The 25739-nt window shown below is 71.0% G+C and carries 23 protein-coding genes; 10 read left to right on the top strand and 13 right to left on the bottom strand.

The window, feature by feature from the left end; all coding sequences use genetic code 11:
- Nucleotides 1–69 precede the first annotated feature (69 nt).
- From FHT38_RS02845 to FHT38_RS02825, 5 genes are read right to left on the bottom strand one after another with little or no spacing between them, the layout of a single operon-like run.
- Nucleotides 70–993, bottom strand: a complete 924-nt coding sequence (locus FHT38_RS02845) for a polysaccharide biosynthesis tyrosine autokinase (RefSeq protein ID WP_091721508.1) — start codon at nucleotides 991–993, stop codon at nucleotides 70–72.
- A complete protein-coding gene (gene epsF / locus FHT38_RS02840; protein ID WP_183489698.1) occupies nucleotides 993–2408 on the bottom strand; it encodes a chain length determinant protein EpsF in 1416 nt (471 codons plus the stop codon). The genes FHT38_RS02845 and epsF overlap by 1 nt, the downstream gene beginning before the upstream one ends.
- 41 nt (nucleotides 2409–2449) lie before the next feature.
- Nucleotides 2450–3325 (bottom strand): polysaccharide export protein EpsE, encoded by an 876-nt coding sequence (gene epsE, locus FHT38_RS02835; RefSeq protein ID WP_147241812.1) that lies wholly within the window; start codon nucleotides 3323–3325, stop codon nucleotides 2450–2452.
- Nucleotides 3325–4611, bottom strand: coding sequence for an EpsD family peptidyl-prolyl cis-trans isomerase (locus tag FHT38_RS02830; protein WP_310737340.1), 1287 nt, complete (start codon nucleotides 4609–4611; stop codon nucleotides 3325–3327). The genes epsE and FHT38_RS02830 overlap by 1 nt, the downstream gene beginning before the upstream one ends.
- A gap of 21 nt (nucleotides 4612–4632) precedes the next feature.
- A complete protein-coding gene (locus tag FHT38_RS02825; protein ID WP_254783186.1) occupies nucleotides 4633–5628 on the bottom strand; it encodes an AraC family transcriptional regulator in 996 nt (331 codons plus the stop codon).
- Nucleotides 5629–5813: 185 nt separating this feature from the next.
- On the opposite strand from FHT38_RS02825, the gene FHT38_RS02820 reads away from it, so the two are divergent.
- Both FHT38_RS02820 and FHT38_RS02815 read left to right on the top strand, forming a co-directional pair.
- The gene (locus FHT38_RS02820) at nucleotides 5814–7058 is read left to right on the top strand and encodes an MFS transporter (RefSeq protein ID WP_221213789.1); all 1245 of its coding nucleotides are present in this window, start codon (nucleotides 5814–5816) and stop codon (nucleotides 7056–7058) included.
- 32 nt (nucleotides 7059–7090) lie between these two features.
- Nucleotides 7091–8134, top strand: a complete 1044-nt coding sequence (locus FHT38_RS02815; RefSeq protein ID WP_183489691.1) for an NADP-dependent oxidoreductase — start codon at nucleotides 7091–7093, stop codon at nucleotides 8132–8134.
- A gap of 98 nt (nucleotides 8135–8232) precedes the next feature.
- On the opposite strand, the gene FHT38_RS02810 is transcribed toward FHT38_RS02815, so the two are convergent.
- The 3 genes from FHT38_RS02810 to FHT38_RS02800 all read right to left on the bottom strand — a co-directional run bounded on the left by FHT38_RS02810 (nucleotide 8233) and on the right by FHT38_RS02800 (nucleotide 12451).
- Nucleotides 8233–9789, bottom strand: coding sequence for a methyl-accepting chemotaxis protein (locus tag FHT38_RS02810; RefSeq protein ID WP_183489688.1), 1557 nt, complete (start codon nucleotides 9787–9789; stop codon nucleotides 8233–8235).
- A gap of 287 nt (nucleotides 9790–10076) precedes the next feature.
- Complete coding sequence (locus FHT38_RS02805) at nucleotides 10077–11990, bottom strand: diguanylate cyclase domain-containing protein (protein WP_183489685.1); 1914 nt, start codon at nucleotides 11988–11990, stop codon at nucleotides 10077–10079.
- Nucleotides 11991–12025: 35 nt separating this feature from the next.
- Nucleotides 12026–12451: a response regulator transcription factor gene (locus FHT38_RS02800; protein ID WP_175538162.1), complete on the bottom strand. Its 426-nt coding sequence runs from the start codon at nucleotides 12449–12451 to the stop codon at nucleotides 12026–12028.
- Between the two features lie 310 nt (nucleotides 12452–12761).
- Between FHT38_RS02800 and FHT38_RS02795 the strand changes: the two genes are divergently transcribed.
- The 7 genes from FHT38_RS02795 (at nucleotide 12762) to FHT38_RS02765 (ending at nucleotide 20164) form a co-directional block, all read left to right on the top strand.
- Nucleotides 12762–14837 carry a CocE/NonD family hydrolase gene (locus FHT38_RS02795; protein WP_183489666.1) on the top strand — a complete coding sequence of 692 codons (2076 nt, stop codon included), beginning with the start codon at nucleotides 12762–12764 and terminating at the stop codon, nucleotides 14835–14837.
- Nucleotides 14838–15024: 187 nt separating this feature from the next.
- Nucleotides 15025–15579, top strand: coding sequence for a hypothetical protein (locus FHT38_RS02790; protein WP_183489663.1), 555 nt, complete (start codon nucleotides 15025–15027; stop codon nucleotides 15577–15579).
- A 9-nt stretch (nucleotides 15580–15588) separates the two neighbouring features.
- Nucleotides 15589–15984 carry a hypothetical protein gene (locus FHT38_RS02785; RefSeq protein WP_183485245.1) on the top strand — a complete coding sequence of 132 codons (396 nt, stop codon included), beginning with the start codon at nucleotides 15589–15591 and terminating at the stop codon, nucleotides 15982–15984.
- A gap of 64 nt (nucleotides 15985–16048) precedes the next feature.
- The gene (locus FHT38_RS02780; protein ID WP_255488585.1) at nucleotides 16049–16552 is read left to right on the top strand and encodes a hypothetical protein; all 504 of its coding nucleotides are present in this window, start codon (nucleotides 16049–16051) and stop codon (nucleotides 16550–16552) included.
- Nucleotides 16549–17499: a DUF2145 domain-containing protein gene (locus tag FHT38_RS02775; RefSeq protein ID WP_310737339.1), complete on the top strand. Its 951-nt coding sequence runs from the start codon at nucleotides 16549–16551 to the stop codon at nucleotides 17497–17499. The genes FHT38_RS02780 and FHT38_RS02775 overlap by 4 nt, the downstream gene beginning before the upstream one ends.
- 222 nt (nucleotides 17500–17721) lie before the next feature.
- On the top strand, nucleotides 17722–18900 hold the full coding sequence (locus tag FHT38_RS02770) for a glycerophosphodiester phosphodiesterase (RefSeq protein WP_183489660.1): 1179 nt from the start codon (nucleotides 17722–17724) through the stop codon (nucleotides 18898–18900).
- Nucleotides 18901–18967: 67 nt separating this feature from the next.
- Entirely contained in the window at nucleotides 18968–20164 is a 1197-nt protein-coding gene (locus FHT38_RS02765) for a hypothetical protein (RefSeq protein ID WP_183489657.1), read from the top strand.
- A gap of 48 nt (nucleotides 20165–20212) precedes the next feature.
- On the opposite strand, the gene FHT38_RS02760 is transcribed toward FHT38_RS02765, so the two are convergent.
- Nucleotides 20213–20896: a two pore domain potassium channel family protein gene (locus FHT38_RS02760; RefSeq protein ID WP_183489655.1), complete on the bottom strand. Its 684-nt coding sequence runs from the start codon at nucleotides 20894–20896 to the stop codon at nucleotides 20213–20215.
- Between the two features lie 179 nt (nucleotides 20897–21075).
- On the opposite strand from FHT38_RS02760, the gene FHT38_RS02755 reads away from it, so the two are divergent.
- On the top strand, nucleotides 21076–21294 hold the full coding sequence (locus FHT38_RS02755; RefSeq protein ID WP_183489653.1) for a hypothetical protein: 219 nt from the start codon (nucleotides 21076–21078) through the stop codon (nucleotides 21292–21294).
- A 12-nt stretch (nucleotides 21295–21306) separates the two neighbouring features.
- On the opposite strand, the gene FHT38_RS02750 is transcribed toward FHT38_RS02755, so the two are convergent.
- The 4 genes from FHT38_RS02750 to FHT38_RS02735 all read right to left on the bottom strand — a co-directional run bounded on the left by FHT38_RS02750 (nucleotide 21307) and on the right by FHT38_RS02735 (nucleotide 25622).
- The gene (locus tag FHT38_RS02750; RefSeq protein ID WP_254783182.1) at nucleotides 21307–22233 is read right to left on the bottom strand and encodes a DMT family transporter; all 927 of its coding nucleotides are present in this window, start codon (nucleotides 22231–22233) and stop codon (nucleotides 21307–21309) included.
- A gap of 121 nt (nucleotides 22234–22354) precedes the next feature.
- Nucleotides 22355–23017, bottom strand: a complete 663-nt coding sequence (locus FHT38_RS02745) for an amino acid ABC transporter permease (RefSeq protein ID WP_091721452.1) — start codon at nucleotides 23015–23017, stop codon at nucleotides 22355–22357.
- A 200-nt stretch (nucleotides 23018–23217) separates the two neighbouring features.
- Nucleotides 23218–24234: a cytochrome d ubiquinol oxidase subunit II gene (locus FHT38_RS02740; protein ID WP_183489651.1), complete on the bottom strand. Its 1017-nt coding sequence runs from the start codon at nucleotides 24232–24234 to the stop codon at nucleotides 23218–23220.
- Nucleotides 24231–25622, bottom strand: a complete 1392-nt coding sequence (locus tag FHT38_RS02735) for a cytochrome ubiquinol oxidase subunit I (protein WP_183489649.1) — start codon at nucleotides 25620–25622, stop codon at nucleotides 24231–24233. Before FHT38_RS02735 ends, FHT38_RS02740 begins: the two co-directional genes overlap by 4 nt.
- Between the last annotated feature and the right edge of the window lie 117 nt (nucleotides 25623–25739).

The raw sequence follows: 25739 nt of genomic DNA, 5'->3' as shown, positions 1-25739 counted from the left end.
CGCGGCCGTGCCGGTGGTCGATGCTCGCGGCTCTGGTGGCCGCTGTGCCGTCTCGCCCGGGGCCCGGTGTCAGTACTGGTTCATCACGGTGCCCACGAGCGTCGTGGACACACCGTCCAGGCTGTCGGTGAGGTCCTGCAGCGCGCTCACCCGCGACTGGTTCTGGCGCGCCAGGACCAGCGCCGCGCCGCAGCGCGACGCGACGATGGCCGCGTCCGCGCCGTACCGGCTCGCGGAGGTGTCCACCAGGACGTAATCGAATTTGCCGGCCAGCTCCCGCATCAGCATGCCGAACGCAGGGCGCTCGAGCAGCTCCACCGGGTTGGGCGGGACCGCCCCCACCGGCAGGATGAACAGGCTGTTCATGCCCTCCACCTGCTGGATCACGCGCGGCTCGCTGCGGCCGGACAGGATCGAGGACAGCCCGGCCTGGTTGCTGACGTCGAAGATCTCGTGCTGCCGCGGCCGGCGCAGGTCGGCGTCCACCAGCAGCGTGCGCCCGCCCAGCTGCGCCAGCGTCACCGCCAGGTTGGCGGTGAAGTAGCTCTTCCCGTCCAGCGTGTCCGGGCTGATCACCGCCAGCGCGCGGCGCGGTTCGCCCTCGCGATAGAGCCGCATCGTGATCTGGCTGCGGATGCCGCGGAAGACTTCCGACTGCGACGAGAACGGCTGGTTCAGGGCCACCAGTTCCGGGCTGCGGGTCTTGCGCTCGTTCGGGGCGTAGGGGTAGTGGAACTGCTTGGACAGCGCCTCCAGCACGTCCTCGGCGTTCGCGTAGCCCAGCGCCACGGCGGCCTCGCCGAAGCGGATGCCGCGCTCGCGCTGGTACTGCAGCACGCGCTCGACCTGGTCGGCGCTGAGGTTGCGGGTCTCGGCGATGATCGCGCCGATCGAGCGGTCGTGCACGCCGGCGCCGCTGCCGGAAGGCTTGTTCAGAGGTCCGTCCACGGGTTTGCTTTGCGCCAGGGGAATGGGTTCCTTGAGGTCCGACATCAGGCGGCTCCTCGACTCGCGGCGCCGGGTGCGCCAAGTAGTCGCCGCTCGGCGGACGGCAGCGCCTGCGCGCGCTTGCCCGGCGCGGGCAGCACGCCCAGCATCGGCAGCGGCAGCACGGCCATGACGTCGTCGGCGTCGCGCACCTTGCGGTCACGCAGTTCCAGCAGCAGCGCCAGGCCGATCGCCAGCACCAGGCCGGCCACGAAGGCCAGCGCCGTGTTCAGCGCCACGCGCGGCGAGGCGGGCTTGAGCGGCGGCGTCGCCTCGGCGAGCAGGTTCACGTTGCTCTGCGTCGACTGGCTCTCCAGGCTGGTCTGCGTCAGCCGGGTCGTGATGTTCTCGTAGGCGCGCTGGGCGCTCTCGACCTCGCGCATCAGGCCGCCGGCTTCGTCGCGCGCTTCCTTCAGCTTGATGACCTTGGCGCGCTGCGCCTCCAGTTGCGCGCGGGTCTCGGCCTCGCGCTGGCTGTTGATGGTGCTGGTCACCGCGACCGAGCCGGTCACGCGGCGGATTTCGGTGTTGAGCTTGGCGCGGGTATCGGCCACCGAGGCCTTGGCCTCGATCACCTGGGGATGGTTGTCGCCGTAGCGCGTGCTGAGCTGCTGCAGGTTGGCCTCGGCACGGCTGACGTCGGCCTTGAGCTGCGACACCACCGGGTTGGCCAGCACGTCGGGCAGCTGGTCGCCGCCGCGCGCGGCCTGGCCGGAGCGGCTGCGCGACTCGGTCGCCAGCGAGGACAGCGCCACCAGCTGCGAGGACAGCTCGTTCAGGCGCGCGTTCTCGACGTCCAGGCGCTCGTCGGAGGCCAGGATGCCGTGCTCGCGTTCATAGGCGGAGAGCTTGGTGCGCGCCTGCTCCAGCCGGTCCAGCGCCGCCTTGGCCTGCTGGTCGAAGTAGCCGGCGTACTGCCGCGCGGGTTCGACGCGCAGGTCCAGCGTGGTGGCGATGTAGGCCTTGACGAAGGCATTGGCCATCTGCGCGGCGACCTGGGCCGACGGCGACCGGTAGTTGACCGTCAGCACGTTGCTTTCCTTGGAGGGCTTGACCTCCATGTTGGCCTGCAGGAAGGTGGCGACCCATTGCTCCATCGAGCCCTCGGCGCCCTGCGCCTGCCATTGCTCGCGCAACTCCGGCAGTTCGGTCAGGCGCAGGTCGCGCACGACGCGCAGCGCGACGCGATCGCTGGCGATCACGTCGACCTGCGTGTTCATGTAGGCCGGCGAGGCCATGCCGGGATAGATCAGGGCCGACACCGGGTCGGGCTTGGCGTCCACGACCACCGAGGCGCTGGCCAGGTAGCGCTTGGGCAGCACGAGGCTCACCCCGAGCGCCGTCAGGGTGGTCACCACGACCACCAGCAGCACCAGCTGCCAGCGGGCCAGGATGATCGACATCAATTTGCTGGGCGTCACCATGCACTCCTTCACCGGGACGGGTGCCCGGGGTTACTGCGTCAGAACAGGCTCTCGCGGACGAAGATCACGTCGCCGTCCTTGAGCGGCTCGTCCATGCCGGGCTTGATCTCCTGGACCTTGCCCGACGCATCCTTGCGGTGCACGCGGATGCCGCGGTCGGTGCCGCGCAGCGTCAGGCCACCGCCGGCGGCCAGGCCCTGCAGCAGCGTCATGCCGCGCTCCAGGCGGATCTGGCCGGGCTTCTGGACCTCGCCGTAGATGTAGATCATCGGGAAGCGCTCGACCCACAGCACGTCGCCGTTGAGCACCACCACGTCCTGCTCGCGGCCGTTGGGGCCGAACAGCGTCGGCAGGTCGACCTCGAGACGGAAGGGCTTGCCGCCGCGCTGGCCGGTCAGCACCAGCAGGTCGCCGCCCGCGGGCGAGACGCCGCGCGCGTTGGCCAGCAGGTCGGTCAGGCGGGTGTCGGCGACTTCCAGCGGATAACGCCCCGGCTGGTTCACCTGGCCCAGCACGCTGGCCTGGTTGCCGGTGACCTTGAGCACCAGGATCGTCACCTGCGGCTGCTTGACGAAGTTGCCCTTGCGCAGGCCCTCGGCGATGCGGCTCTCGGCGTCGCTGACGGACAGGCCGCCGATGCGCACCACGCCCAGGAGCGGGAAGCTGATCGTGCCCGCCTCGGACACGCGCGTCTCCAGCGTCATGTCCGGGTTCTGGAACACGCTGATCTTGATCGCGTCGCCCGATCCCAGGCGGTATTCGGCGGCGGCGCCGGTGGACAGGCCGGTCGGCGCCGGCGCGTTGCCGGGACGGGCGGGCGTCTGGGCGACGGCGCCGGTGGCGAGCGAGACCGCCAGCACGGCCGAGACGGCCGTCGAGACGAGCGGGAGGATCGGGAAGCGACGCGTGTTCATCATTTGATGCCGAGGCCCTTGGCGAGTTCGTTGTTGTCCACCGGGCCGCTGGCGCCGGTGGGGCTGTCGGACGCGGCGGGCGCTGGGGCCGCCGCGGGCGGAGTGCCGGCGGGCGCGGAGGCCGCGGCCTCGGCGAACTTGCCGACGTATTCGATCTTGGCGTTGTCGCGCATGGACTTGATGTCCTTGGCGACCAGCTCGGCACGGCGCTGGTTCAGCAGGAACATCTCGATCGACGCGCGCGCCTGCGCCTCGGTCGCGGGCTGGCGCTGCGAGCCGGCGAGGAACAGCACGGTGAGGCCGTTGGGATGGCCGTTCATGATGAACTGGCCGTCCTTCAGGCGCGCGATGGCGTCGAGGTTGTTGAGCGGGATCTGCTCGGCCGAGCGCACCATCTGCGAGCCGACGAACTTGAAGTTGTCGGCCTTGAGCGCTTCGAGGAAGTCGGGGAGGGTCTTGGCACCCTGCAGCTTGGCGCGGATCGATTCGAATTGATCCGGCTTCGCCTCGATGTTGATTTCCTGCAAGTTGTAGATACGACGCTCGGCAAAAAGTGCCGGCTTGTCGTTGTAGTACTGCTTGATTTCCTGGTCGGTCGGCTTGGCCGCCGTCTCGCCCAGATGGTCAGCATAGGCCCTGGCGATGATCTCCCGCTTGGCGGTTTCGATCTGTTGCACCACCCGCGGATCGCGATCGAGCTTGAGGTCCTGGGCCTTCTGCACCGCCAGTTCCTGGTCGATCAGGCGCTCCAGGATCTGGCGCGACGCCGCGTCCACCTGCTCGGGCTTGATGTTGGGCTGGCGCTGCAGCACGAAGTTGATCTGGTGGACGGTGATCTCTTCCTTGTTCACCTTGGCCGCGGTCTGCGAGGCCTTCGCGCCGCTGCCGCCGCCGCAGGCGGTGAGCAGGATTGCGGCAAGAACGGCGGTGAAAAACGCGCCGACCGGAGCGGCGCGTCGCGCTGGAATACCGTGGACCCGAGTCCGCTTCACATGCATGTTTCGACCTTGTTTGTTGTGTCTGTCCCGCAGGCCTGTCGAGGGCGGCCAGCGGGCGCTCGCGAGCGGCGAGTGTAGCCCTGCACCATGACGGAACTGCCTCATTCCAGGGGGTCTGGAGGCCTCCATCCCGGGTTCGCAGGGGTCCATAGCAAGAATGGGTCCTGCCCTCGTCGCCATCGGCCTTCCGGCCCCCGCAAACAAGGGGGAGATGACCCGCAAAAACGCGGAGCGGCCGTCTTTGCAACCGCTTGAAAAACGCGCTTGAAAATGCAGGCCGCGCTTCACGCGGGCCTCACATCGCGGCGATCAGGTCGCGGCGCTCGCCGCGCTGCGCCGCAGCGCGCCGGGCGGCTGCCCGACGATGCGCTTGAAGGCGCGGCTGAAGGAGGCTTCCGAGTCGTAACCGAGCCGGTCGGCCGCCACCGCCACGCGCATCCCTTCCTGCGCGATCCAGCGGCGCGCCTGGAACATCTTGACCTTGGCCACGTATTTGGCGGGGCTCTCGCCGACGGTGCGGGTGAAGGCCTCGGCGAAGCGCGAGCGCGAGGCACCCATCAGCCCGGCCAGCTCGGGCACGCGCCAGTCGCGCTCCGGCTCGGCATGGATGGCCGCGATGACCTTGCCGATGCTGGGGCACTGCACCGCGGCGATCCAGCCGCTGGCGTCGTTGCAGGCGCACTCGACCCAGGCGCGGATGATGCTGGCGGCCAGCACGTCGGCCATGCGCGCCAGGATGCCGCAGGCGCCGATGCGGTCCATCGCCACCTCGCGCTCCATGGCCTCCAGCAGCGCGGGCACGGTCGGGTCGCGGCGCGCCAGGTCGTTGGCGCGCATCGCGTCCGGCATCATCGCCAGCAGCGGATGCAGCGGGTCCAGGTTGAAGCGCATCGCACCGCAGAACATCACGTCGACCGGCTCGGCGGACGGCATCGCCTTGGCGGCGGCCTCGGCCTCGGCGCCCACCAGGTAGATGTCGTCGGCGACGGCGCGACGCGACAGCGAATCGATCTCCACCGTCGGCAGGTCCGGCGCGCTCGCCAGCACGTGCGCGCTGCCGCGCGGCAGCAGCACCGCGTCACCGGCATTGAGCCGCACCCATTCGGTGCTGCCGCCGGTCTTCAGCCAGCAGCCGCCGCGCGCGACGAAATGGAAACGCGCCTCGGCCCGCGCCGGAAAGGCGACGGCCCAGGGCGCGCGCAGCAGGCAGCGGCCGTACTCGACGCCTTCCAGTCGCAGGCCCAGCAGGATCTGCGTCAGCAGGTCGGCCGGCTTGAGCGGCGTGGGCGGCAGCGGCCCGGTCACGGGAACGTGAACCGGGGCATGACGGGGGGCATGGACGGCGGCAGCGCTGGAGGATTCGTCAAGCATTTCGGCTCTTCCGTCATGGAAACGCCGGAATGCTATCCGTAAGCTGAAAGCCATTGCCACTGACCCGTCTCTGCACCGTGTCTTCCTCCTGCACCGACTGCCTCGATCCGCACGCGCCCCTGTCGCCCACGGCGGCTTCATCGGCCCCATCAATCTCATCCACCGCTTCCCCGGCCTCCCCCTCCCCGTCGGCCGGCGCGCCGCCGCTCGAGGACGACGCCCCGCACTGGCCGGCCATCGCCTCGCTGACGCTGGGCGTCTTCGGCCTGGTCACCGCCGAGTTCCTGCCCGCGAGCCTCCTGACGGCGATGGCCGCCGACCTCGGCATCAGCGCCGGCGCGGCCGGCCAGACGGTCACGGCCACGGCGCTGGTGGGCGCCGTCGCGGCGCCGTCCATCCCGCTGCTGACGCGGCGTTTCGACCGGCGCGCGGTCATGGTCGCGCTGACGCTGCTGCTGGTGCTGTCCAACCTGCTGGCGGTGACCGCGTCCTCGCTGGGCGTGCTGCTGGCCGCGCGGGTGATCCTGGGCGTGGCGCTGGGCGGCTTCTGGTCGATGGCCGCGGCGCTGGCGATGCGGCTGGTGCCCGAGCGCCTGTTCGCCCGCGCGATGTCGGTGATCCTGGCCGGCGTCTCGGTGGCGACCGTCTGCGCCGCGCCGCTGGGCGCCTGGATGGGCGAGGTCTGGGGCTGGCGCAGCGCCTTCGTCGCCGCCGGCGCGCTCAGCCTGGTGACGCTGGCGACGCAGGTCGCGACGCTGCCGGCGCTGCCGCCCAAGGACAACCCGGACCTGCGCGTGCTCGGCGAGCTGCTGACGCGACCCGGCGTGCGGGTGGCGCTGCTGGCGGTGCTGCTGGTGATCTCCGGCCACTTCGCCGGCTTCACCTACATCCGGCCGCTGATGGAGAACGTGACCCACCTGCCGGTGTCCGCGATCACCGCGATCCTGCTGGGCTACGGCATCGGCGGCTTCTTCGGCAACCTGGCCGGCGGCGTCCTGGCCGAGCGCAGCGAGCGGCGCGCGATCGTCGCGGGCGGCAGCCTGATCGTGGTGCTCGCCGCCAGCCTGCTGCTGGCGGGGTCGTCGACCTGGGTGACCGCGGTGGCGGTGGTGCTGTGGGGCTTCGCCTTCGGCGCCTTCCCGGTGGGCTTCCAGACCTGGATCGTGCGCGCCGCGCCGGACCAGGCCGAGGGCGCCGGCGGCCTGCTGGTCGCCGCGTTCCAGATCGCCATCGCCAGCGGCGCGATCGGCGGCGGCATGCTGGTCGACCACATCGGCGCGCTCGGCGGACCGACCTTCGCCGCCGCCGCGATCACGCTCGGCACCCTGCTCACGCTGCGCCACGGCCCGCGCGCCGCCGCCTGAGCGACGTCCTCACCCCCTTGAAGGAATCCCGCATGACCACGCCCCTCAACCGCCGCATCGTGCTCGCCGCCCGCCCCGCCGGGCGCCCGGTGCCGGAGGACTTCCGCCTCGAGACCGTGCCCGTGCCGGCCCCCGGCGCGGGACAGGTGCTGCTGCGCACGCTGTCCCTGTCGCTCGACCCGTACATGCGCAACCTGATGGAGGAGGTCGGCCCCGGCTACGCGCCGCCGATCGGGCTGGGCGAAGTGCTGGTCGGCGGCACCGTCAGCCGCGTGGTCGAGTCGCGCCATCCGGACTGGCGCGCCGGTGAGCTGGTGCTGGCGAACGGCGGCTGGCAGGACTACGCGCTGTCGGACGGCCAGGACCTGGTGCCGCTGGGCGACATCGGCCGGCCCTCGCTGGCGCTGGGCGCGGCGGGCATGCCGGGCTTCACCGCGCAGGTCGGCCTGTTGGACATCGGCCGGCCTCGGCCCGGCGAGACCGTCGTGGTCGGCGCGGCGACCGGTGCGGTCGGCGCGATGGTCGGCCAGCTGGCGCGGCGGGCCGGCGCGCGCGTCGTCGGCATCGCCAGCGGCGCTGAGAAGGTCCGGCACCTGGTGGACACCTTCGGCTTCGACGCGGCGGTCGTCCGGCGCGATCCGCGCTTCGCCGAGCGTCTGCGCGAGGCCGCGCCCGCCGGCATCGACGTCTACTTCGAGAGCGTCGGCGGCGAGGTGCTCGATGCGGTGTTGCCGCTGCTCAACCTCGGTGCGCGCGTGCCGGTGTGCGGCTTCATCGCGCATTACAACGAGGCGGGCAAGGACGAGGTCCCGGCGCCGGACCGGCGGGCGGCCTTGCTCGCGACGCTGCTGCAGAAGCGCGTCCGCATGGAAGGCTTCATCGTGCTGGACCATTACGGCGACGGGCTGTCGCGCTTCAAGGCCTTCCAGCGCGAGATGCTCGCCGCCATCGCGGCGGGCGAGGTCCGGGCGCTCGAGCACGTCATCGACGGGCTCGAGCTCGCGCCCCGCGGCCTGATCGATCTGCTCGACGGACGGCACCTCGGCAAGGTCGTCGTGACCGTCGCCGCGCCGTGACCGTCGCCGCGCCGTGACCGACGGACCGCGCTGACGGCCTTCAGCGCCCTCGGCGCCCTCGGCGCGCGACGGGGCGGCCCCCGTCCGTGCGGCGGGGCTTACCCCAGCCGGAACCGCGCCACCGACTGCACCAGCGCATCGGCCTGCTGCCGCAGGCTTTCGGCGGCGGCCGCGGATTCCTCCACCAGCGCGGCGTTCTGCTGCGTCACCTGGTCCATCTGGCTGACCGCCTCGCCGACCTGATGGACGCCCTGCGACTGCTCGCGCGTCGCACTGCTGATCTCGCCGACGACGTCGGTGACGCGCCCGATGGCCGAGACGATCTCCTCCATCGTGGCGCCCGCCTCGGCCACCAGGCCGGAGCCCTGCTCGACGCGCTCGACGCTGGTGCCGATCAGCGTCTTGATCTCCTTGGCCGCCTCGGCGCTGCGGCCGGCCAGCGCGCGCACCTCCGACGCCACCACCGCGAAGCCCTTGCCGTGCTCGCCGGCGCGGGCCGCCTCCACGGCGGCGTTGAGCGCCAGGATGTTGGTCTGGAACGCGATCCCGTCGATGGTGCCGATGATGTCGGCGATGCGGCGGCTGCTCTCGTCGATGCCGCGCATCGTGTCGACGAAGCGCGCCACCACCGCACCGCCGCGCTGCGCCACCTCGCTGGCCGAGCGCGCCAGGCGATCGGCCTGCTGCGCGTTCTCCGAGGTCTGATGCACCGTCTCGCCGAGCTCGGTCATCGTCGCCGCCGTCTGCTCCAGCGCGCTGGCCTGTTCCTCGGTGCGCTGGCTCAAGTCGCTGTTGCCCATGGCGATCTGCGCGCTGGCGCTGGCCACCGACTCGCTGCCCTGGCGCACGCCGCCCACCACCTGGCGCAGGCTCAGCTGCATCGCATGCAGCGCCGCGATCAGGCTGCGCTGGTCACCGGGACGCACGCGGATGTCGCCGCTGAGGTCGCCCTCGGCGACCTGCCGCACCAGCCGGGCCGCCTCGGCCGGATCGCCGCCCAGCAGGCGGCGGACGTGCCCCAGCAGCAGCAGCGCCAGGCCGACGGCCACCAGCACCGACACCAGCGTCAGCGACACGCTCCAGCCGTGCCCGGCCGCGTAGTCCGCCTCCGCGTCCTTGCGCGACTGCTCGCTGCCGGCGGCGTTGTAGTCGGCGCTGCGCTCGATCGCCCGCACCCAGGCGTTGAAGCTGCTGCGCGACTCGGCGCGGAAGAAGGCCCGCGCCTCCGCGTCGGAGTTCTCGCCGCGCGACAGGTGCAGCAGCTTCTCCTGCGCCTTGAAATAGGTGTCGCGCGCGGCGACCACCTCGGCATAGAGCCGACGCTCCTCGTCGTTGGTGATGAAGGGCTGGTAGGCCTGCTCCGCGGCGGCCAGCTCCTTGCGGGCGTTGGCGATCGCGCCTTCGATCTGGGCGCGCTCCTGATGGTCGTCGGAGAGCAGATGGTCCGGCTCCATGCGACGGATCTGGTTGGCCTTGACCCGGATGGCGGCCATGCTCTGGATGCTGGGCAGCCAGTCCTCCGCGATCTCGGTCGTGTTCTCGTGGACCCGGTTGAGCTGCAGCAGCCCCATGCCGCCGACCAGCGCGCACAGCGCCACCAGCAGCACGAAGGACACGGTCAATTGCGTCGACAGACGCCAGGCGCCAATGTTCATGTGATCCCTCCTCCTGGACAGACTGGATGAATTCTCCCTGGCCGTGGGCTTGGGCTAGCCACCACCCGCCGGGGGTGTTTCCCCCCACATCGGCAGATCCTGCCCGGAAGTTGAGCGCAAGGTGGCGTTGGCCGCCACGCCTGTCGCCCATCGGAGGGACCCGCCGCCTGATTGGCGCGGGGAACGCGGGCGGCGCGACAGGCACAGCAGGCCCGACGGCGCCGCGCCGCACGCACCGGCCCGGCAGGCGCGCAGCACCGGTGCGGGGATGCGGGCGACGCGGGGGCTCATGCGGCCACGGCCCATTCCGAATGCGCGTGGCCGGCGATCTGGATCTGGCCCTTGCCGGTGCGCTTGACCGCGTACATCGATTCGTCGGCCGCGTGGAGCAGCTCGCGGCAGTTGTCGCCGCCGCCGCCGACCACCGCGCCGATGCTGGCGCCGACCGAAACCTTCTCGCCGCAGTCCAACGTGATGCGGCGCTGGATCGAGAACAGGCAGCGCTGCAGCGTCTGCTCGACATCCTCCGGACGCGCGATGCCCGAGAGCAGGATCGCGAACTCATCGCCGCCCAGGCGGGCGACCACGTCGTTGCCGCGCACCAGGGTCTGCAGGCGCTGGCCGATCTCCATCAGCACCTCGTCGCCGGCCTCGTGGCCGTGCTGGTCGTTGATCGCCTTGAAGCCGTCCAGGTCCAGGTAGCAGACCGCGAAACCGCGGCCGGTGCGGCGCGCGCCCTGGATGGCGTCGCCGACCTTCTCCTCGAACAGGCGGCGGTTGGGCAGGCCGGTCAGCACGTCGCGCAGCGCCAGGTGCTGGGCCTGCTCCTCGCTGCGCTTGAGGCCGTCGATGTCCACCAGCATCCACATCGATTCGGTCTCCGAGACGACGGTGCCGTGCAGGTCCACCCAGAACTCGCTGCCGTCCTGGCGGCGCATGCGCAGCTGCGTCTGGAAGCGGCCGCCGGCCCGCATCGTCGCCAGCGCGGTGTCGCGCACGCGGGCATGCTCCTGCGGGCTGAGGAACAGCCGGATGGCGGCCTGGCCGACCATCTCGCCGGGGCCGTAGCCGAACATGCGCTCCAGCGCCGGGTTGCTCCAGACGGCATGGCCGTCGCGCACGCGCACCATGCCGATCAGGTCGTTCTGCAGCATCGCGTCCTGCTCGCGCGCCAGCTTCGCCAGCGCCTCCCGCGAGCGGCGCTCGCCGCGGTGGATGCGGTGGATGAGGCCGGAGGCGGCGGCCAGCGCCAGCGCCACCAGCGCCGCCAGCAGCGATTGCCGCACGAGCTGGGTGCGCCAGCCCGCCAGGAAGTAGTCGCTGCTCATGCCGGTGAACAGCGTCATCGAATACCCCGGCACCTTGCGATAGGCGGTGATGCGGTCGACCTGGTCGATCGCCGTCGGCGTGATGTAGACGCCGCGTTCGGGGTTCTGCTCAAGCGAACGCTGCGCCTGCTCCGACAGCGACCGGGTGCCGAAGCCCTTGGTCGAGTTGGGTTCGCTGGCAGAGTAGCGCGCCACCAGGTTCATCGCCTCCGAGCGCAGCGACACCGCGCCGGACGGGCCCAGGGCCACGCCGCTGAAGCGGTCGACGAAGTGCTTGGCGGTCACGACGGCGTAGACGATGCCGTCGAAGTTGCCGTCGTGGTCGATCAGGCGGCGGGCCAGGATGATGCACCAGTGGTTCTGGGCGCGGCTGTTCAGCGGCTCGGAGATCACCATCGCGTCGGTCGCGCGGGCCTGCGAGAAATAGGCGCGGTCGCCCACGTTGAAGGGCCGCTCGCCGGGCATCAGGCCGGTGGTGACGGTGCCGTGGATGTCGGCGATGCGCAGCGCGGTGACCTGCGGCAGCAGGCCGCGCTGCTCCTGCAGCAGCTTGGCGACCATCGCCGCCTGGTCCGGCGACTGGCGCGCGCTGCGGTAGCGCAGCGCGATCGTGGCCAGCGCGTTGTCGGTGTTGCGCAGCTCGGCGTTGATCTCCACGGCCATGTTCTGCGCCAGGTTCTCGACCACGTCGCGGGCGCGGTCGGTCTCGGTCGCGCGGTGGCTCCAGAGGCTCAGCGCCGTCATCCCGACCAGCGCGACGACCACCAGCAGATTGCCGGCCACCAGCCAGGACGCCATGGCGCCGCGCGGCGACCAGGACAGCCTGGGCAGCGTCGGCAGCGGAATGCGGGGCAGCGTCATTGCGAGTTTCATGGCGGGTCCTCCCTGGTGGTCCGGGTCGCGCGGCCTCAGCCGACGGCGACGGCGCGGGGGCCGTCGCTGGTCGGGGCGTGCATGGGGGCGTTGGCCGCGCCGCGCTTGCACAGCTCGTGCAGGTCGCTGAGCAGCTGCTCGAAATCGAAGGCCTTGTCGTAGAAGGCATCGGCGCCGCGGTGGCGGCACAGGCCGGCGACGACGCCGGAGGATTCGCCGCTGAGGACGAAGACGCGGCCGGGGTAGGCCTGGCCGCGCAGGCGCGTCAGCACCGACAGGCCGCTGCCCTGCGCCAGGCGCAGGTCCAGCAGGACGACGTCGGGGGTGGTGGCCATCACGGCGTCCACCGCTTCGTCCTCGCCGGAGGCTTCGGCGACAACCGTCAGTCCCTCCAGCTTGAGGGCGCGGCGCACCAGCAGCTGGCGCACGGGAACATGGTCTTCGATGACAGCGACTTTCATGGACGCCATGGTCCGCTTCCGTCGCCGCCGGCGCCAGCAAGCGGCTGCCACTCCCCATGAACGCCGCTTGCCGCAGCTGCTGTAGGGACTTGCCCTACAGCACGGGCGCGGCGACGCCAGCCGACATCGCGACGGCGCGGTCGCGTGACATCCTTCGCATCCGAGGGCCCGGCGAGGCAAGCCGCATACCCACCGCCCTCCTGATTTCCCCTCCGTCCCGGCCACGGCGGCGGCCGGCATAGTCGCCGGCTCATGCCTCGCACAGAGTCGCCGCAGCGACCACCCGACCTCGGGATCACGGAGACAAGAGATGACCCAGGCCCACCCCACCCCGCGCCGCGCGGACCGTTCCTGGCGCGCGCGCGGCCGCGCGCTGCTGGTCGGGCTCGCCGCCGCCGGGTCGCTCCAGGCCGTCGCCCAGACGACGACGCTGGGCACGCGCGGCACGCTCGCCGCGCCCAATCCGGCGGTGACGGCCAATGCCGGCGCGAGCTGGCCCGCCACCGCCTACACCCGCGCTCCCGACCACCCGCGCGCCGTGACGCTGCCGCTGCGGTTCATCCCGCTCTCGTCAGGCAGGCAGCTGGCGGTGCTGGTGTCGATGCCGGCGGACTTCCTCGGCATTCCCCGGTCGGGCCGCTACCCGGTGGTGCTGACGCAGACGGCCTACCGCATCGACGTCGGCCAGTTCCTGGGCGTCTTCACCCCGGCCGGCGGCAACACGCTGCTGATCGGCGGCCTGGACCAGTTCATGGTGCGCCGCGGTTATGTCACCGTCGCGATCGACGCCCACGGCACCGGCATGAGCGGCGGCGTCACGCAGCTGATCGGCGAGGAGGAACAGCAGGCCTACCGCGAAGCGGTCGAGTGGGTGACGCGGCAGCCGTTCTTCAACGGCAGCATCGGCGTGGCGGGCACCTCCTACCTCGGCATCAGCGCGCTGCTGACCGCCGGCCAGCAGCATCCGGCGGTGAAGGCCGCCTTCGCGCAGGTGCCGATGGGTGACGCCTACCGAGGCGTCGCGGCCACCGGCGGGATGTTCAACGCGCAGTTCCTGAGCACCTGGCTGCCGCTGACCCAGTCGCTGAGCGTGGCCAACGCGCCGGAGCTGCTGCTCCATCCCTGGTACGCGAGCCAGATCAACGCCGCGACGGCGGACCACGTCGCCGCGATCGACGGCTGGTACGCGCCGACCTTCGACGGCTTCGTCGGCGGCGCGAGCGGCATCGCCACCGACGACGGCGGCTTCTGGGCCGGCCGGTCGCCGGTGGAGAGCGCCGGGAAGATCCGGGTGCCGACCTTCATCGTCGGCGCGTCGCTGGACATCTTCCAGCGCGACCAGCCGCTGCTGTACGAGCAGCTCAAGCGCAACGTGCCGGCCAAGCTGGCGATCCTGCCGGGGGCGCACCTGCAGTCCGTGCAGGCGGGCATCGGCGGCTATGGCGGCGCGCCGTCGTTCGGGCCGCCGAGCACGACCTCGCTGCTGCTGCAATGGTTCGACCAGTACCTGCAGGGGCGCGAGACCGGCACGCAGGCGCTGCCGACGGTGACGCAGTTCGTCGACGGTTATGGCGCCGGCGCCACGCCGCGCTTCGCGACGGCGAGCGACTGGCCGCATCCGCGCATGGCGCCGCAGCGCTGGTACCTGCAGCCCGACGGCAGCCTGGCCGCGCGCATCCCGGCGGAGGCGGCGGGGCGGACGGTGGCCGAGCCGCCGGCGCCGACCGCCACCCGCGGCACCGCGCTGGGGACGCTGTTCACCGCGAGCGTCCAGGTGCGCGACCACAGCGACTGCTCGGCGAGCCAGGTGCAGTGGACCCTGGGCCTGGCGGGGCTGCTGCCGCGGCCGTGCTACTCGGACAGCGCGCGCGTCGAGTCGCTGCAGGGCGCGGCGGTCTTCGAGACCGCGCCGATGGCGCAGGACCTCTACCTGAACGGGCCGATCCAGGCGGACCTCTGGATCTCGACGACGCGCACGCAGGCGGCGCTGTCGGTGCGCATCGACGATGTCGACCCGGCCACCGGCACGGTCAAGCCGCTGACGCACGGGTTGATGTCGGCCGCGCACCGGGCGGTGGACACGAGCCGCTCCCGCTTCGTCAACGGCACGATGATCCAGCCGTGGCACCCGTTCACCACGGCCGCGATGCTGCCGGTGGTGGCCGGCGAGCCGATGCTGGTGCCGGTGGAGGTGTTCCCGGTGGCGGCGCTGGTCCGCGCGGGGCACCGGTTGCGCATCGCGATCAGCGCGAGCAACCAGGCGCAGGGCATCTGGCCGGCGCCGCTGCAGCGCCAGGCCGAGGGCAACATCACGACCCTCCACGCGGGCCCGCTGCGGCCCTCGAGCGTCGTGCTGCCGGTGGTGCCGGCGGGCGAGCTCAACTGAGCGTGCGGGTCAGGCGAGCCCTGACCCCGCGGCGTCCATCCCCACTATCGATATGCGTCGGGGGACCGACCTACTCGAACCGGCATCCCCCGACGATGCGCTCTTCCGAGGGAGTGAATTCGGCATCGCTCACCAGCAAACTGCAGGGCATTCGGGATGTCTTTGCAGTGGCGAAAGGATGAATGCGATGAGTGCAGTGATGGTTGATTTGCCAGAGCCGATGGCGCGCGAGGGGGCGCCGCCGGCACCCAGGTTGGACTTCTGGACCGCCGGGGTGGACGAGTTCGTGCACCACTTGAAGGAGCCGGAGACGCTGTTCAATGTGCCGTCCCCGCGGCTGGCGTCAAGTCGATACCCGGCGATCGGGCCCCACACCACCAAGGAATTGAAGCGCTACTTCCGTCGCTATCAGCGCCGATGCATGGATGCCTATGCCACCTTGCTCTACGCGGGAGGCCTGATGCAGCGGCGCGGTGTGCAGATCTGCAGCGGCCCGCTCGAGGTGCGCATCTGGTACGACGATTGCGACGACTGTTATGTCGACGTCATCGTCAGCGTGGACGCAACCCCGGAACGGGCTGCGGCGCTGAACGACGAAATGTACGGTTGCCCGGTTGGATATTTCGACATCACCTTCGAGTCGGTCGATGCCCCCAGGCCGGCCCGCTTTCATGGGCGACTGCTGGCCGAGCTGTTCGACGACCTCGACGATGAGCCCGGAGCGTCCTTCGACGACGAATGAGGAGATCGCATGCCCATCGAAGCGAAGGACCTCAGCCGTCTCGCCGACGCCCAGGCCGCCCAGGCCGGCAATGAAGCGGGGCGCCGCTCGGCGATCTCACGGGCCTACTACGCCGCGTACCACCGATGTCGCCGCTGGGAACTGATGCTGCCTCATCGCGGCCGCGCGAAGCTTCCCGGCGGCGTCCATGATCGCCTGATACAGCGTCTTGACGCGCCGGACCGGCGATGCTGTGACGCACTCGCGGAGCGATCTCGCGCGCTGGCGAAGCTCCTCAAGCAGGAACTGGACTGCCGAGTGGCGGCGGACTATCACCTCTGGAAAACGATCGACGAAGATGCGGTGCGCGAGCAACTCGATGCCACTCGTCAAGTCTTCGCCAAGTGCGCGGCCCCTGACACCTGAAAGTCCGTCATCCCGTATGCTTGCCCCGGTCCGGCCGCCGATTCGCGGCAGGACCGACTTGCCCATGGACGGTCTTATGCGCCACAGCTTCTCCCGCTTCTCCCGCTTCTCCCGCCTTTCCCTCGCCCTTGCCGCCGCCGCCGCGGCCACTGCCCTCATCACCACGCCCGCCCGCGCCGACAGCCTGGTCACCTCGGCCTCCAGCGCCGGCTCGGTGTCGTCGAAGCAGCTGTCCGATTCGATCGGCCAGTCGAGCGACAGCTCCAGCAAGGACCGCAAGGTCGCCGAAGGCGAATACAAGGTCCTCGCCGTCGAAGATGCCGCCGGCCGCGCCGACACGACGCGCCTGCACCTGCAGCCGGTGCGCGCCGAAGGCGGCACCGATTTCTTCCTCTACGTGCCCAAGCAGGCCGTCGCCGCCCAGCCGCTGCGGGTCGGCGACCATGTGCTGGCGCGCCAGCGTGACTACGGCTACGAGTTCGCCCGCGCGGAGAACCGCCAGGCCTTCCTGCTGGCGCTGCGCGACGACTGGCACCGCGAACTGGAATCCCATCCGGTGACCCTGTGACCCCGCGACGGCCGCGCCGCGCCGCGGTCCCCACCGCGGCCGGCCTCGGCCTCGGCCTGCTGGCCGCGCTGGCCCTCGGACTCACGCTCGTCACGAGCGCCCGCGCCGCGACCTTCTGCGACCGAGGCGGCGAGGTCCCCGCCACCGAGCAGGACCGCCAGCTCCAGGTCGTCGCGGTCGCGCGCCGCGAGCTGGTGGCCAGCGGCGTCGACGCCGCGCTGGTGTCGCGCTCCGGCACCGACCTGAGCCGCTTCCAACTGCAGTACTCCCACAGCGGCCTCGCGCTGAAGGACAGCCGCAACGGCCCCTGGTCGGTGCGCCAGCTGTATTACTCCTGCGACGAGTCACGGGCCCGGCTCTACGACCAGGGCCTGGCCGGCTTCCTGCTGAGCGCGGGCAAGACCGCGCCGATCCGGCTCGCCATCGTGACCCTGCCTGGCGAGGCCGGCAGCCGGCTCGCCGCGCGCGCCTTGGACAACCGCCTGGCGCTCGCGTTGCTGTCGCCGCGCTACAGCGCGAGCGCCTATGCCTTCGCCACGCGCTACCAGAACTGCAACCAGTGGGTCGCGGAGTTGATGGGCTTCGCCTGGCAGCCCCGCGAGGACGACGCGTCGACGCCCGACCGCGCCCAGGCGCAACGCGCGCTGCGGGCGCTGGGCTACGACCCGACGCCGGTGGTCGTGCCGTCGCATGCGGTGATGTTCGCCGCTCAGTTCGTCCCGCTGATCCACAGCGACGATCACCCGCTCGACGACCTCTACGCGATGCGCCTGAAGGTCTCCACCCCGGCGGCGCTGGAGGCCTTCGTCCAACAGCGGGTGCCGCAGGCGCAGCGCATCGAGCTCTGCGCGACTGGCGGCGAGATCGTCGTGCGACGCGGCTGGGAGCCGCTGCCACCGGACTGCCGCGCCGCGCCAGGCGACGAAATCCTGCCCGTGGCCTCCTGAGCGCCAGCCGCTCAGCGCCCTCCCCCGCCCTCCTCCCCTGTAAGACCTGTTTCAGGGGACTTCCCGCGGTGGGGAGATCATCAAATCTTCATCCGTCAGCGCCTACCCTTCGAGCGCTTCACGTTTCGACCACGCGACCGTCACATCGACTCGACAGCCTCTGCGCTGGCGGACCTTCGTGACTCGCCCCAACGACACCATCCGCTCGAAGGAGACCCTCGCATGAAGCTGCTCCGTTCCACCCTGCTCGCCGCCGTCGCGGCCGCCTCGCTGGCGTCCACCGCCTGCGCGCACGAGGCCTACCACCCGCCGCGCGCCAAGGAGCCGCTGCTGATCGCGCACCGCGGCGCCAGCGGCTATCTGCCGGAGCACACGCTGGCCGCGTACTGGCTGGCCATCGAGCAGGGCGCGGATTACGTCGAGCCCGACCTCGTGCTGACCAAGGACGGCGTGCTGGTGGCGCGCCACGAGAACGCGATCGCGATCCTGAATCCGGACGGCTCGGTGCGCGAAGCGACGACCGATGTGGCCGAGCGGCCTGAATTCGCCTCGCGCAAGACGACCAAGAGCATCGACGGCGTGGCCATCACCGGCTGGTTCACCGAGGACTTCACGCTGGCCGAGCTCAAGACGCTGCGCGCCCGCGAGCGTATCCCGCAGATCCGGCCGGCCAACAGCCGCTTCAACGACATGTTCGAGGTGCCGACCTTCGAGGAAGTGCTGCAGCTGGTGCAGCAGGCCAACGAGCGCCGCCGCGAGGAAGCCGGCCGCGACGGCCGAGACGGCCGCTGGGGCCACCGCAAGGTCAAGCCGATCGGCGTCTATCCGGAGACCAAGCACCCGAGCTACTTCGCCGGCATCGGCCAGCCGCTGGAGGAGCCGCTGGTGCGCCTGCTCCACAAGTACGGCTACCGCGGCCCGGACGCGGCGGTCTTCATCCAGTCCTTCGAGGTCGGCAACCTGCGCAAGCTCAAGCGCATGACGCGCGTGCCGCTGGTGCAGCTGCTCAGCGCCACGGGCCAGCCCTACGACTTCACGCTCAGCGGCGACAAGCGCAGCTACGCCGACCTGGCCAAGCCGGCCGGCCTGGCCGAGATCTCCAGCTACGCACAAGGCATCGGCGCCAACACCAACCTGATGATCCCGCTGGTGGCCGGCCGCCTGGGCACGCCGACGACGCTGGTGAAGGACGCGCATGCGGCGGGGCTGATCGTGCACGGCTGGACCTTCCGCGCGGAGAACAGCTTCCTGCCCAACGAGTTCGACAGCAGCGAGGACCCGGCGGCGATCGGCAACCTCGCCGGTCAGATCGATGCCTTCCTCAAGCTCGGCATGGACGGCCTGTTCAGCGACCAGTCCTTCCTGGCGCGCAAGGCGATCGACGCGTATGTGAAGCGTTGAGGACAGGCGCGACGGGGGCGTCGCGCCACTTCGCTAGACTCCCTCCATTCCACTGGAGCCGTCCCGCATGTCCGCCCCCGCGCCCCTGCTGCTGCCCCCGCCCGAATTGAAGGGCGTCGACGAGGTCGTCGCCGACCCCTTGCGATTCAAGGCCAAGCTCGCCATCGGCGAGGCTGCCTATGCCTCGCTGCGCATGATCAATCGCGGCCGCGAGGTGTGGGACGTCCTCGGCGCCGCCGGCGCGGGCGCGGCGGTCGCCAAGACCGGCATGGTCGCTTCGCTGCTGGGCGCGTCGGCCACGCCGATCGGCTGGGTGGCCTTCGCAGCGCTCGCCTCGGGCGGCGCCTGCTACGGCATGTACCGCCTGCTGAGCTCGACCAAGGGCGACCGCGTCATCGAGATCCCCAAGTACCTCAACACCCCGCTGGACACGCTGGGCCTGGCGCTGTTCGACCTGATCGCGCCGCTGTCGCTGCGGCTGGCGGCCGTGGACGGCGCCATCGAGGCCGCCGAGCGCCAGTACCTGGTCGACCACCTGATCGCCGACTGGGGCTTGAACCGCGCCTTCGTCGAGCAGTCCGTCGCCGCCGTCGAGGCGCGGCTGGGCGGCAGCGACCTGGCCGCGATGGCGGCCGAGGGCGCCGAGTTCCTGCACCTGAATCCCGACTGCAACCATGCCGCCATCGCCAAGGACCTGGGTGTCTTCATGCGCGGCATGCTCGAGGCCGGCGGGCCGCTGACGCCGGCCGAGGCCGAGGCGCTCGACACCGTCGTGCGGCTGCTCGCCACCGCGCCGCCGGGCGAGCTCTCCAAGCGCTGGAACCAGACCATGGGTCTGGCCGGCGGCGCGGCGGGCCAGGTGCGCACCGTGCTGGTCGACGCCGCCGACTGGACCCAGCAGCGCCTGCCCAGCGCCGACCAGGTGCGCGTGACGACGGCCACTGCCGCGACGACCGCCTGGGACGCCGCGCGCAAGGCCGCGGACTGGACGCAGCAGCAGCTGCCGACCATCGATCAGGTGCGCGCGCAGGCCGGCGACGCCGCCATGCAGGCGGCCGACGCGGCGCGCAAGGCCGCCCAGTGGACGCAGGAGCGGCTGCCCAGCGCCGAGCAGGTCCGCAGCACCACCGCCGAGGCCGCCAACCAGGCCATGGGCGTCGCGAAGAAGGGCTTCGCCTGGGCCAAGGACCTGACGACGCGCGCACCCGAGGCCCCCGGCGCCGATCAGCTGCCGCGCGGCGACGTGCCGCCGGCCAAGCGTTAGGCGACGACGACGGCCACCGCGGCGCTGCGCCGCGACGCGACGCGATCGTCAGTCGAGGTCGGACAGCTCGCGGCGCCGGATCAGCGTCAGCCCGATCAAGCGCGACACGACGGCTGCCAGGTACATGACGCCGACGAACATCTCGATCGTCGTGACCGCGCGCGCCAGCGGCTTGACCGGGATCACGTCGCCGATGCCGGTGCTGGACAGCAGCGCGAAGCTCAGGAACATCAGCTCGGTCCAGGTGCGCGGCGACTGCGGATCCACCGCCGCCGAGAAGCTGCCCGGATACAGCGCCTGCACCACGACGAACAGGTGGGCGAAGCCCCAGGCCAGCAGCGTGAAGGTGGCGCCGGCGGCGAAGAGCTCGTCGGTGGTCGCATGCCAGTCGCTCATCATGTAGGCGATCAGGCTGGCTGCGGCATAGAAGTAGAACAGCGCCTCCAGCGCGGCGGACCACGGCAGCAGCTGGTCCATGCCCCAGAACGCCTGCAGCAGCAGCAGCGCGATCGCCGGCAGCGCGATGGTCACGCTCAGCCAGGTCAGCCCCGGCGTGCTGCGCACCATGCGCGTCGTGAAGACCAGCACCACGATGCCGAAGGCGCTGAGCGCCAGCGGCGCGGCGCGGCTCGACTCGATCAGCGGATACAGCAGCAGCCCCAGCAGCTGCACCAGCAACAGGATGGCGGACGGATGGCGCCGCGTCAGGACGAGGACTCGAAGGACACGCATCGGCGCATTCTCCACGGGCCCGCGCCGCGAGCCGGGCCTCGGGCCGGCCTCGTCGCCAGAATGCGGTGCCGTCCTACTTGCGCCGCCGCCGGCTTGAGGTCCAATGAGCCACCCCGGCGGGATGGACGCGAAGCGACGCGGCCGCCGGTCAATCCCTATCGCAAGGACTGGAGGACATCATGGGTGGCATTCGTTGGGTGGGCGTGATCCTGATCGCGGCGGGCGTGCTCGCGCTGGTCTATGGCGGCTTCTCGTACACGAAGGAGAACACCGCCGCCAAGCTGGGCCCGATCGAGCTCAAGGTCGAGGAGACCAAGCACGTCAACGTGCCGATGTGGGCCGGCGTGGCCGCCATCGCGCTGGGCGGCGTGGTGCTGCTCGGCGCCGGCCGCAAGTAAGCGGCCCGGGGCTCAGCGCCGGCCGAGGTTCATCAGCGCGGTGCCGGCGATCGCCATCGTGCCGCCGACCAGCAGCGACGCATCCACGACCTCGCCCAGCCACAGCGCCGAGAACACGACGCCGAACACCGGCACCAGCGTGATGTAGCCGGACGCCGCGCCGGCGCCCAGCGCCTTCACGCCGTCGAAGTACCAGGCGTAGGCCAGCGCCGTCGAGCCGACGGTGATGCCCGCCATGCACAGCCACGCGTTGCGCGGCGCGGCCAGCACGCCGGCCAGGCCGGCCGTGCCGTCGACGGCCAGCGTCAGCGCCAGCAGCATCACCGCGCCGATCGCGGCGGTGACGGCGGTGGTGGTCAGCGCGTCGACGCCGGCCATCACCTTGCGACCGATCAGCGTGTAGGCCACCCAGCAGCCGACGCAGCCCAGCAGCAGCAACTCGCCGATGCCGACGCGCCCGTCCAGCACATGCCACGGCTCGCCGCGCGTGATCACGACGGCCGCGCCCACCGCCGCGAGCGCCATGCCCAGGCCGATGCGCTTGTTCAGCCGCTCATGGAAGATCCAGGCCGCCAGCAGCAGCGTGATCACCGGATTCAGCGTGATCACCAGCGCACCCTTGCCGGCCGGCACATGCTTGAGGCCGCTCATGAAGAAGGTCGCGTAGCCGAAGACGCCGAAGCTCGCCGCCAGCACCATGCCGGCCCAGCGCGAGGCCGTCCAGCTGCGCAGCGCGGCCAGGCGGCCGGTGCTGGCCAGCCACAGCATCAGGATCGCGCCGGCGATCAGGAAGCGGCACGCGGCCGCGGCCAGCGGCGGCATCGCCTGCGCCAGCACCCGCCCCCAAGGCCAGGACGCGCCCCACAGCACCGCCATGCCGACCAGGCGCAGGTGGGTGGAGAGATGCGAAGGGGCATGGGTCATCGGGGCGGCGCTCATGGTGGGAACTATCGGCGCTCGGCGTCACGGTCCGGGCGATGCGCGCCCGTGTCGAGAGGGGGTGCCAGAAGGCACGCCGAGGCCCAGGCAGTGAGCAGTGAGCAGTGAGCGCCAAGCGGCCTCAATGCGGGTAGGCCATCCGCTTCTCCATCCACTTCTGCACCTGCTCGAAGGCGAAGCTCAGCAGCCAGTAGATCGCCGCGGCCGCCATGTAGAGCGGGAACGGCTGGAAGGTGGTGGAGATCAACTCCTTGGTGGCCAGCATCAGCTCGGTGACCGCGATCACCGACACCAGCGAGGTGTCCTTGATCAGCGAGATCAGGCTGTTGGACAGGCTGGGCACCGCCGCGCGCAGCGCCTGCGGCCCGATCACGAAACGCAGCGTCTGGTGACGGCTCAAACCCAGCGAGGTGCCGGCCAGCCACTGGCCCTGCTCCACCGCGCCGATGGCGCCACGCATCGTCTCGCTCATGTAGGCGGCCACGTTCAGCGTCAGCGTCAGCACGCCGGCGACCAGCGGGGAGAACTCGATGCCGATGCTGGGCAGGCCGTAGTAGACGATGAACACCTGCACCAGCAGCGGCGTGCCGCGCATCGCGCTCACGTAGACCGCCATCAGCGTGTCCAGGACCGGCACGCGCAGCACGCGCACCAGCGTGATCAATCCCGCGAGCGGCAGGCCGAAGATCATCGCCATCACCGCGAATAGGAGCGTGTAGCCGGTGCCTTTCAAGAGCACCGGCCAGGCCATCTCGGCCAGGGAAAGCAAGGACGGGAGATCCATGGAGTTCTTCGGGAGCAGCGCGCCTCGCGGCGGAAGTGGCGATGTTGCCATCTTCTCCTCACCCTCTCCCCACCTCTGTCGAACTCCCTCTCCCGCTTGCGGGAGAGGGGCGGGGGTGAGGGCCAGCGGCCGTCGCAGGAACCCTCACCCCTTCCCTCTCCCGCAAGCGGGAGAGGGAGTCGGTACAGCCAGACCTGCGGTCAGTACGCGAGCGCGCGGACCTTGCCTTTGAAGACTCGATACGAGAACACGCTGTAGGCCAGGATCACCGGGAGGGTCAGCACCGCGCCGACCAGCAGGAAACGCAGCGACTCGTCCGCCGCGGCGGCCTGCCACAGCGTGATCCGGTCGATCACGACGAACGGATAGAGGCTGTAGGAGAGCCCGAAGAAACTCAGCGTCAGCACCACCACCATCAGCGCGAACGGCGCCCAGCACAGCTTGCCCAGCACGCGATGCGAGTTCAGCAATCCCCGCAGGGCCGCGAGCGCCAGCACCGCCGTCAGCGGCAGCGGAGCCAGCGCGATGATCCCCGGCAGCTCGAACCAGCGCGCCCGCACCGTGCCGCTCAAGCACGGCGAGGCGACCGACACCAGCACCAGCCCCGCGATGACCGCCGGCCACACGCGCCTGGCCCAGACGACGGCGCGCCGCTGGAGCTCGCCCTCGGTCTTGATCAGCAGCCAGCCGGCCCCGAGCAGCGCATAACAGGCCGTCAGCGCCAGTGCGATGCCGGCCGCGAAGACCCGCGCTCCCGCGCCGTCGTCGAAGCCGGTGACGTAGCGGCCCAGCATCCAGCCCTGCGCCAGCGCGGCCAGCACCGAGCCCCCGGCGAAGGCGGCATCCCACCAGCGCTTGTGCGCCGGGTCGCCCTTGGCGCGGAAGTCGAAGGCCGCGCCGCGCAGGATCAGCCCCAGCAGCATCAGCACGACCGGCGCGTACAGCGCGGTGAGCACCACGCCCTGCGCCTTCGGGAAGGCGATCAGCAGCAGCCCGACAGCGAGCACCAGCCAGGTCTCGTTGGCATCCCAGAACGGTCCGATCGACGCGACCATCCGGTCGCGATCGGCCTCCGGCGCCACCGCGGTCAGCAGGCCCACGCCCAGGTCGTAGCCGTCCAGCACCACGTAGAGCAGCAGCGACACGCCCATCAGGGCCATGAAGATCACCGGCAGCACGCTGCCCTCGACCAGTGGCGTTGCGGCGAGCGCGTTCATGCGAAGGTCCTCGAGATGACGGGAATGCCGGCGCCGTGCGAGGCGCTGCCGGGATGCGGATCGTCCTGCCCGAGGTGCGCGGGCGCATCGGCGGGACGCTTCTCCGCCATGCGCTTGATGGCGGCGACGTAGGCGACCAGCAGCGCCAGGTAGACGGTGGCGTAGCCGGCCAGCGACGCGGCGATCATCGAGCCGGGGTTGTGCGCCGCCACCTCCTGCGTCCGCAGCAGGCCATGGACGATGAAGGGCTGCCGGCCGATCTCGGTGACGTACCAGCCGGCGACGGTCGCGATCCAGCCGGAGAAGCTCATCAGCGACATGCCCCACAGCCAGGCGCGCGGCAGGCGCCGCCAGCCCGAGCGGCGGAACAGCCACCAGCCGCCCCAGGCGAAACCCAGCATCAGCACGCCCATGCCCACCATCACGCGAAAGCCGAAAAACAGCGGCTTGACCGGTGGATGCGCGCCTTCGAATTCATCCAGGCCGCGGATCTCGCCCTCGGCGTCGTGCTGGAGGACGAGGCTGGCCAGGCGCGGAATGCCGATGGCCAGGCGGTTCTCCTTCGCCTGCTCGTCGGGCAGCGCGAACAGCAGCAGCGGCGCGCCGCGCTCGGTGTGCCAGACGCCCTCCATCGCAGCGATCTTGGCGGGCTGGTGCTTGAGCGTGTTGAGGCCATGCAGGTCACCGGCCAGGATCTGCAGCGGGATCAGCACCGCGCCCAGCGTCAGCCCGAGGCGCATCACCCGCCGCGTCTCCGCCCGCTCGACGCCCTTGAGCATCTGCCAGGCGCTGACGCCGCTGAGCAGGAAGGCCACGGTCAGCCCGGAGGCGAGCAGCTTGTGGGCCAGCCGGTAGGGGAAGGACGGGTTGAAGATCACCGCCCACCAGTCCACCGCATGCAGGACGCCGTCGCGCATCTCGTAGCCGGCCGGGGTCTGCATCCACGAGTTGAGGCTGAGGATCCAGAACGCGCTCAGCGTCGTGCCGAAGGCCACCGTCGCGGTGGCGATGAAATGCAGGCGCGGGCTGACGCGCTCGCGGCCGAACAGCATGATGCCGAGGAAGCCGGCCTCCAGGAAGAAGGCGGTGAGGACCTCGTAGCCGAGCAGCGGGCCGGCGATGTTGCCGGCGCGTTCCATGAAGCCGGGCCAGTTCGTGCCGAACTGGAAGCTCATCGTCACGCCGCTGACCACGCCGAGGGCGAAGCTCAGCGCGAAGACCTTGGTCCAGAACTGGTAGGCCGCGAGCCACGCGGACTCGCCGCTGCGCCGCCAGCGCCAGAGCATGAAGAGCACGACCCAGCCCAGCGCGATGGTGATCGTCGGGAAGAGGATGTGGAAGGTGATGTTGAGCGCGAACTGCATGCGCGCCAGGATGAACGGGTCCATGGCCGCGCAGTGTTGGGCATTGCGCGATCGCAAGGAAGGGACAGATCGTCCTAGGACAGATCGCCCTAGGACAAATTGCCCTCATGCCCAGGCCGCTGGCCCTCACCCCAGCCCTCT

It is taken from the genome of Mitsuaria sp. BK041, from assembly GCF_014193085.1.
GTDB lineage: Bacteria > Pseudomonadota > Gammaproteobacteria > Burkholderiales > Burkholderiaceae_C > Roseateles.
The sequence above is the reverse complement of the archived record's forward strand: the minus strand, read 5'-3'. Positions and strand labels throughout refer to the sequence as shown.

What these genes read in the sequence shown, in the direction of transcription:
- FHT38_RS02735 (WP_183489649.1), bottom strand. Translation starts at nt 25,622, where the DNA reads ATGGACCCGTTCATCCTGGCGCGCATGCAGTTCGCGCTCAACATCACC.
- FHT38_RS02765 (WP_183489657.1), top strand. Translation starts at nt 18,968, where the DNA reads ATGTCCGCCCCCGCGCCCCTGCTGCTGCCCCCGCCCGAATTGAAGGGC.
- FHT38_RS02845 (WP_091721508.1), bottom strand. Translation starts at nt 993, where the DNA reads ATGTCGGACCTCAAGGAACCCATTCCCCTGGCGCAAAGCAAACCCGTG.
- FHT38_RS02780 (WP_255488585.1), top strand. Translation starts at nt 16,049, where the DNA reads ATGGACGGTCTTATGCGCCACAGCTTCTCCCGCTTCTCCCGCTTCTCC.
- FHT38_RS02740 (WP_183489651.1), bottom strand. Translation starts at nt 24,234, where the DNA reads ATGAACGCGCTCGCCGCAACGCCACTGGTCGAGGGCAGCGTGCTGCCG.
- FHT38_RS02815 (WP_183489691.1), top strand. Translation starts at nt 7,091, where the DNA reads ATGACCACGCCCCTCAACCGCCGCATCGTGCTCGCCGCCCGCCCCGCC.
- FHT38_RS02795 (WP_183489666.1), top strand. Translation starts at nt 12,762, where the DNA reads ATGACCCAGGCCCACCCCACCCCGCGCCGCGCGGACCGTTCCTGGCGC.
- FHT38_RS02805 (WP_183489685.1), bottom strand. Translation starts at nt 11,990, where the DNA reads ATGAAACTCGCAATGACGCTGCCCCGCATTCCGCTGCCGACGCTGCCC.
- FHT38_RS02760 (WP_183489655.1), bottom strand. Translation starts at nt 20,896, where the DNA reads ATGCGTGTCCTTCGAGTCCTCGTCCTGACGCGGCGCCATCCGTCCGCC.
- FHT38_RS02800 (WP_175538162.1), bottom strand. Translation starts at nt 12,451, where the DNA reads ATGAAAGTCGCTGTCATCGAAGACCATGTTCCCGTGCGCCAGCTGCTG.
- FHT38_RS02755 (WP_183489653.1), top strand. Translation starts at nt 21,076, where the DNA reads ATGGGTGGCATTCGTTGGGTGGGCGTGATCCTGATCGCGGCGGGCGTG.
- FHT38_RS02770 (WP_183489660.1), top strand. Translation starts at nt 17,722, where the DNA reads ATGAAGCTGCTCCGTTCCACCCTGCTCGCCGCCGTCGCGGCCGCCTCG.
- FHT38_RS02785 (WP_183485245.1), top strand. Translation starts at nt 15,589, where the DNA reads ATGCCCATCGAAGCGAAGGACCTCAGCCGTCTCGCCGACGCCCAGGCC.
- FHT38_RS02810 (WP_183489688.1), bottom strand. Translation starts at nt 9,789, where the DNA reads ATGAACATTGGCGCCTGGCGTCTGTCGACGCAATTGACCGTGTCCTTC.
- FHT38_RS02745 (WP_091721452.1), bottom strand. Translation starts at nt 23,017, where the DNA reads ATGGATCTCCCGTCCTTGCTTTCCCTGGCCGAGATGGCCTGGCCGGTG.
- epsE (WP_147241812.1), bottom strand. Translation starts at nt 3,325, where the DNA reads ATGAACACGCGTCGCTTCCCGATCCTCCCGCTCGTCTCGACGGCCGTC.
- FHT38_RS02750 (WP_254783182.1), bottom strand. Translation starts at nt 22,233, where the DNA reads ATGAGCGCCGCCCCGATGACCCATGCCCCTTCGCATCTCTCCACCCAC.
- FHT38_RS02790 (WP_183489663.1), top strand. Translation starts at nt 15,025, where the DNA reads ATGAGTGCAGTGATGGTTGATTTGCCAGAGCCGATGGCGCGCGAGGGG.